Source organism: Micromonospora sp. D75 (assembly GCF_018070405.1).
Lineage (GTDB): Bacteria > Actinomycetota > Actinomycetes > Mycobacteriales > Micromonosporaceae > Micromonospora > Micromonospora chalcea.
On the sequence record NZ_JAGPXV010000964.1, the window covers coordinates 1 to 1,427 of the forward strand.

At 71.8% G+C, this 1,427-nt stretch carries 2 protein-coding genes; both read right to left on the reverse strand.

The features are described from left to right. Positions 1 to 663 (reverse strand): beta-ketoacyl synthase N-terminal-like domain-containing protein (locus KBX39_RS31130; RefSeq protein WP_210873983.1); only part of this gene is annotated, 663 nt, incomplete at its 3' end. 349 nt (positions 664 to 1,012) lie between these two features. After that, positions 1,013 to 1,427 (reverse strand): acyl carrier protein (locus KBX39_RS31135; protein ID WP_210873985.1); only part of this gene is annotated, 415 nt, incomplete at its 5' end.

A 1,427-nucleotide genomic window follows, 5' to 3' on the forward strand; every position in this document is an offset into this window, starting at 1 on the left:
CCGCAGCGCCTGGCAGGCGAGGTGCAGCGCGACCAGCGACGACGAGCAGGCGGTGTCGACGGTGACGGCGGGGCCCTCGATGCCGAGCGCGTACGAGATCCGGCCGGACACGACGCTGGCCGCGGTGCCGGTGAGGATGTAGCCCTCGGTGCCGGGCGGCGGCTGCTGGAGCAGCCCCACATAGTCCTGGCCGGTGGTGCTGGCGAACACCCCGACCTGGTGGCCGCGCAGCGTCGAGGGGTCGATGCCGGCGTGCTCGAACGCCTCCCACGACGTCTCCAGCAGCAGCCGCTGCTGGGGGTCCATGGCCAGCGCCTCGCGCGGCGAGATGCCGAAGAACGCGGCGTCGAACTCGGTGGCGGAGTCGACGAAGCCGCCCTCGGCCACGTACGACGTGCCGGGGTGGTCGGGGTCCGGGTGGAACAGCCGGGCCAGGTCCCAGCCGCGGTCGGCGGGGAACGCGGAGTAGGCGTCGCGGCGGGAGTCGACGAGCTCCCACAGTTCCTCGGGCGAGGCCACCCCGCCCGGGAAGCGGCAGGCCATGCCGACGATGGCGATCGGCTCGCGGTTGGCCGCCTCAAGCTCGCCGAGCTTCCTCCGGGTCTGGTGAAGGTCCGCCGTCACCCATTTCAGGTACTCCCGGAGCGTATCTTCAGTCGCCATTGACGCCACCTCTTCGGGTCGGAGAGAAACAGCGACCCAATACCGTCCACGGACGCCACAAGCCGCGAAGATCCAAACCCATTCAGCCGACCACGAATTGCCAGACAAAATGGCGTTTCAGCCCCCCACCAGGTCTTACGCGCCGGACGAAAGGTAATTGTCGCCGGACGGCGGTCACAACCCCTAGCGTGCCCCTACGGGTGCCCCTAGGTGGCGGGGGCGCAGGCTGGGCCGACCCGCCCCGCGACCGGTGTGGCGCACCGCCCTCGCGGGGTGCGGCCGGGCGGGTGCGCGGACCCGCCCGGCCCAGCGTGTCACGACCGTCGACAACGGTCGTACGACACCATTCCTAGATCCCCGGCAAATTGCCGCCGGGGCCACCCAGCTCGCGGTGGATGAAATCGAAGATCTCGGCATCGGTGGCGTCGTCGAGGGTGTGCGTGGCCGATTTCTCCTCGACGGGACCACGGTCGTCGCCCCACCGGGCGACGAACGCCTGCAGCTGCACCAGCAGCTTCTGCCGGGTCAGCCGGTCCGGCGCGTCGGCCGCGAAGACACCGTCGAGCCGTTCCAGCTCGGCGAGCAGCGGGGCCGCCGCGGCGGCGCCGTCCTCCGCGAGCCGGTCGCGCAGGTGCCGGGCGAGGGCCGCCGGCGTGGGGTAGTCGAACACCACGGCGGCGGGCAGTTGGACGCCGGTGGCGGCGCGGAGCCGGTTGCGCAGCTCCACGGCCGTCATCGAGTCGAACCCGACCTCGCGGAACGCC